The following is a 7,398-nucleotide window of genomic DNA, read 5'->3' as shown; positions in this document are numbered from 1 at the left end:
AGATCTACACCACCTTCGACAAGAAGAGGGTGAACGCGCTGTCGGCGTCCGTCGCGGCGATGGAGCACAAGCACCTCGACCCGCAACACCGCCCGGCCGACGAGCACGTCCAGGTCGGGGCTGCGTCCATCGATCCGTCCACCGGTGCGATAGTGGCGCTGTACGGCGGGGCGGGCTGGGACAAGGGCCACTGGACGGACAACGCCGACGCCTCCGGTGTGCCGGTCGGCTCCACCTTCAAGCCCTTCGATCTGGCCGCCGCCCTCGACCACGGCGCCGTCCTCTCTCCCGGTCAGCCTGCCTCGCCGATCACTCCCGACTCCAAGTTCGACGGCGACGACGGCATCACCATCAAGAACCAGCAGGGGCAGGAGATGCCGGACCCGAGCGACCCCTCGGGCCTGCTCCACCAACGCAACGACGTGCCCACGAAGTGGGGTTACATCACGCTGCGCAAGGCGATGGAACAGTCGGTCAACACTCCCTACGTGCAGCTGGGTGAGTACGTCGGCTACGACAACGTGGAGGGCGAGGCCCTCAAGGCGGGTCTGCTGCGAAAGAGCCTGCAGTACGACACCCCGGGCTTCTACATCGGCACCTCCACCCCCTCGGCCATCCGCATGGCCGGCGCGTACGCCACCTTCGACGACAAGGGCGTGCAGCACGAGCCGTACTCGGTGACCAAAGTCGTCGCCGACGGCCGGCAGTTGCCCGGCTTCGAGGCGCCCAAGGGCACCACCGCGATGCCTTCCTCGACCGCAGACACTGTCACCGACGTCCTGCAAGGTGTCGTGAAGAGCGGAACCGGCACACACGCCCAAGCCCTGGGGCGCCCGGCGGCCGGCAAGACCGGCACGACCGACGACTACAAGTCCGCCTGGTTCATCGGCTACACCCCACAACTGAGCACGGCCGTCAGCATGTTCAAGGAAGACCCGAAGAACTCCGGGCTCCAGTCGATGAAGGGCGTCGGCGGCTTCTCCAAGGTCTTCGGCGCCGACATGCCCACCGAAGTGTGGACCGGTTACATGACCGCCGCCCTCCAGGGACAGCCCGTACGGCAGTTCCCGCCCGCGCCCGCGCTGGGCCGGACCTCCGACGAATACGGCGCTCCCTCACCCACCCCTTCCGCCGCTGCTACCCAGAGCGCGCCCACGGCCACCACGACCGCACCGGCCCCACCGGGCCCCATCGGCCCGTGTCATGGGCACAAGAAGCACTGCGTCAGCCCGAGCCCGAGTCCGACCGACACCGCCGGCGCGGCGGCCGGCACCACGACCGGTGGTGCCGGCGACGGAGGGCTGCTCGGTGGTACCACCGGCGGTGGTACCTCACCCACGCCAACACCCGCTCCCTCGACCAGCCCACCGGCCACGGCCGGTGTCCGTAGAGGGGCGCGCTGATCGGCTATGCAATCGACATGCAGGTGACCCGGGCCCGCACCAGAGGCTGGACGCCACCGAGGCCGTGGTCGCGAGACGGCGCGGCGTGCGGCTGCGGGGGGGGGTCTGGCTCACGTCCCGGAGTCCTGATCGGTGAACGCGCGCTGCCTCGGCCGCCGATCCGTCGTCCTGGTTCCGGGCGAAGACGCGAGGCCCGTTGCCCGCTGCTGGTTTGGGAGCGGACCGCCGATCAGGTTGTTCAGCACCGCCCTGAGGTCGGCCGGATCCTGGATCAAGACGGCCGCACCCGCCTTGTCCAGGGCGGACGTGCAGGCCGTGGCCCGCGATGCAGTGGTAGCCGGCGACGGGCAGGCCCGAGGCGAACGCCTCCAGGGAGGTGAGGCCGCCGGCGTTCTGAACGAGGACGTCCGCGGTCCGCATCGGGCCGGGCATGTCCTCGACCCAGCCGAAGGCGTACGCGATGCCCTCCGCACGCAGTTGCTCGGCAGGCCCTCATTCCGGCCGCAGAGCCGTCCCGTACGGCCCGGCCGGGTCCGGCGGGCAGCAGATCCATCAGGTCCCACCGGTCGACGGCGAAGCCGTCCGCGGTGAGGCGGCGCTCCAGCTCGGTGGCGGCACCGTCATGACCGGGGCTGACGCTCACCGATACGAGCGCGATCCGGCTCGTTCCGTGCTCCGCGTGGCCCGCTGCTGCGGAATGGCGCCCGCAAGGGCGGGCCCGGACGTCATGCTGCGGCGTGGGGCATGGGCTTTTCCTCCGCACGGAGCACACCTTCTACAACTTGTAGTCACAGGTTGGGTAGGCTTTACGGACTGACCGCGAAGGAAGGTGAACGGTGAAGGACCAAGGGGACGAGGAGGCCCGGGGAACAGCGGGCAGACGGGCCCGGGGGGAGCTGGAGAGCGACGTACTCGCCGCGCTCTGGGCTGCCGGCGGCCCGTCGACCGCACGGCAGATTCAGGAGCGATTGCCCGGCGATCTGGCGTACACGACCGTTCTGACGATCCTGTCCCGGCTGTACGACAAGGGCGTGCTCGTCCGGCACCGCGAGGGCCGCGGATACGTCTACGAGCCCGCCCGTGACGAGGCCTCTCACACCGCCCACCGGATGCATTCGCTGCTGGAGGGCGGCTCCGACCGTGAGGCGGTGCTCGCTCGCTTCGTCTCCGAACTGTCGGCGCGGGACGAACAGATGCTGCATCAGTTGCTGTCCGGAGACGGCCGTAGCGGCGAGGACGAGCGCTCCCCCGGGAAGCGGTGACCCGGTGCTGATCAGCGTCTACGTCCCGCTCGTCGTCACAGTTCCGCTCGCCGTGTTCGGACCCGGTCTGGCGCGCAGGCTACCCCCGCGTCCCGTCGCCTGGGCTCTGGCCTGCGCCGCGCTCGTGACGGCGATCGGCTGGGCGGGAGCACTCGCCCTGCTGGCCTTCAGCGGAGTGGCCCAGATGCCGCAGGTCGCCGCCGAGGGCCGTTGGTCCGTTGCCGTGCTGCGCGCGGAGGACCCCGTGTACCGCGTCGTCGCGGCCGTCAGCGCCCTGGTGCTGGCTGGCTGCCTCGTCTCGCTGGTCGTTGCCGCCGTACGGCAGGCCCGTCACCTCGTGTGGGTGCGGCGGGAGCGCGCCGACCTGCCAGGGGAGACGGAGTTGGTCGTGGTCGACGATGACGTCCCCCTGGCTTTCGCGCTGCCCGGCGCACCGGGACGGGTAGTGGTCTCGCGGGGAATGCTGCACTGTCTGCGCGACGACGAGCGCGAGGCCCTCCTTGCGCACGAGCGGGCCCATCTGCGGGGTCGGCACCATCTGTTCCAGAGCGTGTGGCGGCTCACGGCGGCTTTGAACCCATTGCTGCGGCCGCTGGCTGTCGCCGGTGGTTACGTCTTGGAACGGTGGGCCGACGAGGAGGCCGCCGAGCGTGTCGGAGACCGCAGGGTCGTCGCAAATGCCGTCGGACGCGCCGCCCTGGCGTCGGCCGGTGCGTCGCGTCCCCCGGCTCTTGCGGTGACGGGTGGCGCGGTGCCGCAACGGGTGCGGGCCCTGCTGGCTCCGCCTCCCGCCCGCCGGAGCCTGCCCTTCGTGGTGGGCGGCCTGTTGCTGACCGTTTGCTGCACCAGCCTGGCCAACGCGGCATCCGACAGTGATCACATGGTCGACAGCGCACAGTGGGCGCGGTGCTCGACACGCTTCGGCACTGCCAAGGTGGTGTCACCTGCCGAGCGTCAGCACCGGCCAGGCTTCTGCTGTAGCGGTCACTTGCGTCCGGGACGCGGGGACTAGCGCCCACAGCCGATCCGGTGCCCCGCGCACACCCGGTCGTCGAAGCGGTTGATGTCCGCGCGGTCGTCCGGCGGACCGGGAGGAGCAGGGGTGAAGCCGGGCGGGGCTGGTCAGGCCCGGCCGGCCGCCCATGCAGACGGCCGGATCATGTGCGAACGCGAAAGCGATGCCCGGGGTGGAACACGTGACGTCGAGTGCAGCATCTCTCGTACCGGTCAATCCGACCCTCGGCATCCTGCTCACCGCCCTGCTGCTGGTGGCGGCGGCGGTCGCCCGCTGGTGCCGGCTCGATCCGCACCCGTACAAGAGCAGGGCCCGGGAGATCCTCCTCGCCGGCTTCCGCGCCGCCGCCCAGCTCGCCCTGGTCTCGGTGGTCATCACCTGGGCCGTGAAGTCGGTGCCGGGGCTCATGGCGTTCCTCGTGGTCATGTTCGCGGTGGCCGTGCGCACGGCCGGGCGGAGAATCACCAGCAACCACACGTGGTGGCTTACTGCCGCTCCGATTGCCGCCGGTGTGGCACCGATCGTCGTAGTGCTCCTTGCCACCGGGCTCGTCCCTTTCAAAGGCGTGGCCCTCATTCCGGTCACGGGCATCCTCATCGGTGGCGCACTGACGGTGACCGTACTCGCCGGACGTCGTGCCCTGGACGAACTGTCCCAGCGTCGCGGAGAGGTGGAAGCCGCGATGGCGCTGGGATTCCCGGACCGCGACGCACGCATGGAGATCGCGCGTCCCACGGCCTCCGAGGCACTCCTGCCCGGTCTGGACCAGACGCGTACGGTCGGGCTGGTCACGCTCCCTGGCGCGTTCGTCGGCATGCTCCTTGGCGGGGCCAGCCCTTTTCTGGCCGGAGTGGTGCAACTGTTCGTTCTCATAGCGCTCATGGCCGTGCAGGCCATCGCGGTGGCCGTGACTCTCGAGCTCGTCACCCGGCACCGTCTGTACCGCCCAGGACGGGACACCCGCACAGGCGGCCTGCGCAAGGCCAGAAGGTTTTTCAGGGGCCCGGCGCCGAGCCGTCCTTCCGAGTCTTCACAGGCTGCTGGGACGCGTATCGAGTCGTGATCAAACTGTCTACTCAGCCCGCCGCCTGTGCGACTCGCGTGAGAGCATCCGTCCATGAGCAGCGACCTGGAAGTGAGTGCTCTGGCGATCAACGTCACAATCCCGCAAGCGCTCCGCTGGACGGACACTCGACGTGGTGAAGAGTTCCAACTGACCACGCTCAACATCCGGCTTCTCCCGGACGGTCACCTCGCCGCGAAAGCCTATGGCCGACCAGTCGGCGGTGGCCGGGGCGCATACGTCTCGTTCCCGGTCCCCGACAAACCAGAACTGGCGGCTCTGGTTGTCGAAGCAGCCAGTCGCGCGGGGGAGTTGTGGGCCGCCCATCGCGGTCTCGGCTGAGCCTAGTTCGGCTCGGGTGGCCCCGCACCGGGAGCGGGAGTGAGCCCTGTGTCAGGAGGGCGGCTGGAGAACCTGGTCGATGACGTAGATGGTGGCGTTCGCGGCCTGGAGGTTGCCGCAGACGATGTTCGCCTTGCCGTTGACCTTGAAGTCGGTGCCCGAGCCCGACGTGGTCAGCTTGCTGCCCTCGACCGTGGTGAAGGAGCCCTTGGAGAGCTGGTCCGGCGTGATCTTCTCGTCGACGACGTGGTAGGTCAGCACCTTCTGGAGCAGTGTTCGTGATCAGCAGCGGGCGATCTGGCTTGGATTGATCAGTGCCGTGTTCTTCTGCACCTACAGCCGCTGCGGCAGCACTGCACTGAGTTTGGCAGGACCTCGTGCAGCCGCCGCTGCCAGACACCGGCCGCGTTCCAGTCCCGTACCGCCGCCAGCGGGATCCTCGAGCCGAAGCCCAGAAGAGGGTCTGGACGAGCGTGCTCTTGCCCGCACCGAACTGGCCGGCATGTGATCCAACGTTTCCCCAGTTCAGCGCGCCCTTCCGCGAGGTCTGAGCGGCACTGGAGGCAGCTCGGGTGCGGGCGGCGGGTCCCCGTCGTAGCCCTTCACCTCACCGAACCGGTTGCCGCTCGTCCGGTCCTCGCGGGCCTGTTCGATCTCCCCCTGTGTGTGCCCGACGAAGTTCCACCACGTACCGCGTGATCGGCGGCTCTTCCCCGGTCAGAGTTATCGCGCGCCCTCGGGCGTCAGCAAGCATCGGACGCCGAGGAGTCGGCTCCGCATGGCGGCACGACCCGAACCGTCCACCCAAATGGCGTGCCCGCGTGGCGAGGACGCACGCGGAGGAGGTTTCTTTGGAGGTGCGCCGCGCAGTCGCTCAAGGTGATTAGAGGGTCACCGGAAGTGAATGGTGGCGATTCTTCTCATCCCTCACAACACCCGAGGAAGCCCATGAGAGCACCTCTTACGCTGACCAGCCTGGGCGCCGCCGCGGGCCTGGCCCTGAGCGTCGCGTTGATCCCCACGCAGGCCCACGCTGCCACCGTCGTCCCCTGCAACAACATCCCCGCCCTCCGGGCGGCCATCACCCGGGCCAACACCGCCCCCGGGGGCGGCGACATCATCCTCATACCCGGCTGCACCTACACCCTGACCACGGTGGATCCGACGAGCCCGCAGAACGGACTGCCGGACATCGTGGGCAACGTCCGCATCGCCGGCTTCAACACCACGATCACGCGCGCGGCGAACGCCGCCCAGTTCCGTATCTTCGCCGTCGCGCCCACCGGCACCCTCCACCTCACCACCATCAACGTCAGCGGTGGCATCACCTCCGGCCCCGGGGGCGGAATCCTCAACGCCGGCACCCTGAGCGTGGTCGGCGGCGCCATCCGCAACAACACCGCGGGCACGGGAGGAGGTATCTCCACCGGCCCAGGCGTCGCGACGCTGACCGGCACCACGATCAGTGGGAACAAGGCGCCCAATGGCGTGGGTGGAGGCATCGTCACCGCCGGCGGGAAGACCACGATCATCGCCAGCAGCATCACCGGCAACTCGGCCCCCGACGGCGGTGGCATTTTCAAGGGCGCCGGCACGATCTCCCTGATCGGGACCAGTGTCAAGGGCAACACCCTCAACAACTGCCGTCCTCTGGGCAGCGTACCGGGCTGCTCGAACTGACCCTGCCCAGCAACAGGGCCGGGCTCGCCTCTCTTGCCTTGTGGCCGGAGGGTGAGCCCGGCCTGCGGCGTCCGCGGAAGCATCCCTCGGGGCTGCCCGTCCCCTGCGGCAGCGCTGTCCGTGTGCGGGCGGCCCGGACCCGGTCGTCGAAGCCTCCGCCCGGAGTGCCCGGCGGGGGCTTATGGGCGTGGGGAGCCGGCACAGCTGCCGGCAGGACGGCGCGCACGCCTGCGCCCCGGCCGGCACCAGACCGACCGGGGCGCAGATCGTTCAGGACGTCAGTTCACGGTTTGGGTGACCGCCGGCGACGTGGAGCCGTTGTAGTTCGCACTTCCGCCGTAGGTCGCGGTCAGTGAATGACTGCCCACGCTCAGGCTGGAGGTGCTGAGGGTGGCGACGCCTCCGGAGAGGGTGCCGGTGCCCAGCAGCGTCATGCCGTCGAGGAAGGACACCGCTCCGGTCGGCGTACCACCGCCCGGAGCCACCGGCGCGACCGTGACCGTCAGAGTGACGGACTGGCCGGACACCGACGGGTTGGGCGACGATGTCAGGGTCGTGCTGGTGTTGGCCTTGCTCACGACCTGGCTGATCGTGGGCGAAGTCGAGGTGTTGTAGCCGGCGCTGCCGTTGTAG

The 7,398-nt window shown here is 69.5% G+C and carries 7 protein-coding genes and 2 pseudogenes; 6 read left to right on the top strand and 3 right to left on the bottom strand.

All coding sequences use genetic code 11. The features are described 5' to 3' along the window. The 5 genes from AQJ66_RS21570 to AQJ66_RS37450 form a co-directional block, all read left to right on the top strand. Positions 1-1,403, top strand: a 1,403-nt coding sequence (locus tag AQJ66_RS21570) for a transglycosylase domain-containing protein (RefSeq protein ID WP_279617331.1), incomplete at its 5' end; no start/stop codon positions are given. A gap of 836 nt (positions 1,404-2,239) precedes the next feature. Then, the gene (locus AQJ66_RS21565; RefSeq protein WP_061924772.1) at positions 2,240-2,665 is read left to right on the top strand and encodes a BlaI/MecI/CopY family transcriptional regulator; all 426 of its coding nucleotides are present in this window, start codon (positions 2,240-2,242) and stop codon (positions 2,663-2,665) included. A gap of 4 nt (positions 2,666-2,669) precedes the next feature. Continuing rightward, a complete protein-coding gene (locus AQJ66_RS21560; protein ID WP_061924769.1) occupies positions 2,670-3,677 on the top strand; it encodes a M56 family metallopeptidase in 1,008 nt (335 codons plus the stop codon). A 184-nt stretch (positions 3,678-3,861) separates the two neighbouring features. Next, positions 3,862-4,743, top strand: coding sequence for an ABC transporter permease (locus tag AQJ66_RS21555; protein ID WP_244162894.1), 882 nt, complete (start codon positions 3,862-3,864; stop codon positions 4,741-4,743). Between the two features lie 54 nt (positions 4,744-4,797). Further along, positions 4,798-5,085, top strand: coding sequence for a hypothetical protein (locus AQJ66_RS37450; RefSeq protein WP_079060333.1), 288 nt, complete (start codon positions 4,798-4,800; stop codon positions 5,083-5,085). 51 nt (positions 5,086-5,136) lie between these two features. Here the strand turns inward: AQJ66_RS37450 and AQJ66_RS21550 are convergent. Both AQJ66_RS21550 and AQJ66_RS40105 read right to left on the bottom strand, forming a co-directional pair. Then, positions 5,137-5,355, bottom strand: a pseudogene (locus AQJ66_RS21550) (fasciclin domain-containing protein); the annotation flags it as partial. A 255-nt stretch (positions 5,356-5,610) separates the two neighbouring features. Further along, positions 5,611-5,772: pseudogene (locus AQJ66_RS40105) on the bottom strand (pirin family protein); the annotation flags it as partial. Between the two features lie 261 nt (positions 5,773-6,033). Here AQJ66_RS40105 and AQJ66_RS21545 point away from each other — a divergent pair. Then, entirely contained in the window at positions 6,034-6,765 is a 732-nt protein-coding gene (locus AQJ66_RS21545; protein ID WP_061924766.1) for a hypothetical protein, read from the top strand. A 278-nt stretch (positions 6,766-7,043) separates the two neighbouring features. Here the strand turns inward: AQJ66_RS21545 and AQJ66_RS21540 are convergent. Further along, positions 7,044-7,398 (bottom strand): Ig-like domain-containing protein (locus tag AQJ66_RS21540; RefSeq protein WP_167359176.1); only part of this gene is annotated, 355 nt, incomplete at its 5' end.

The sequence above is a fragment of the Streptomyces bungoensis genome, assembly GCF_001514215.1.
Taxonomy (GTDB): domain Bacteria; phylum Actinomycetota; class Actinomycetes; order Streptomycetales; family Streptomycetaceae; genus Streptomyces; species Streptomyces bungoensis.
The sequence above is the reverse complement of the archived record's forward strand: the minus strand, read 5'-3'. Positions and strand labels throughout refer to the sequence as shown.

Excerpts from the sequence above, each read along its gene's own strand:
- AQJ66_RS37450 (WP_079060333.1), top strand. The coding sequence starts at position 4,798 with ATGAGCAGCGACCTGGAAGTGAGTGCTCTGGCGATCAACGTCACAATC.
- AQJ66_RS21545 (WP_061924766.1), top strand. The coding sequence starts at position 6,034 with ATGAGAGCACCTCTTACGCTGACCAGCCTGGGCGCCGCCGCGGGCCTG.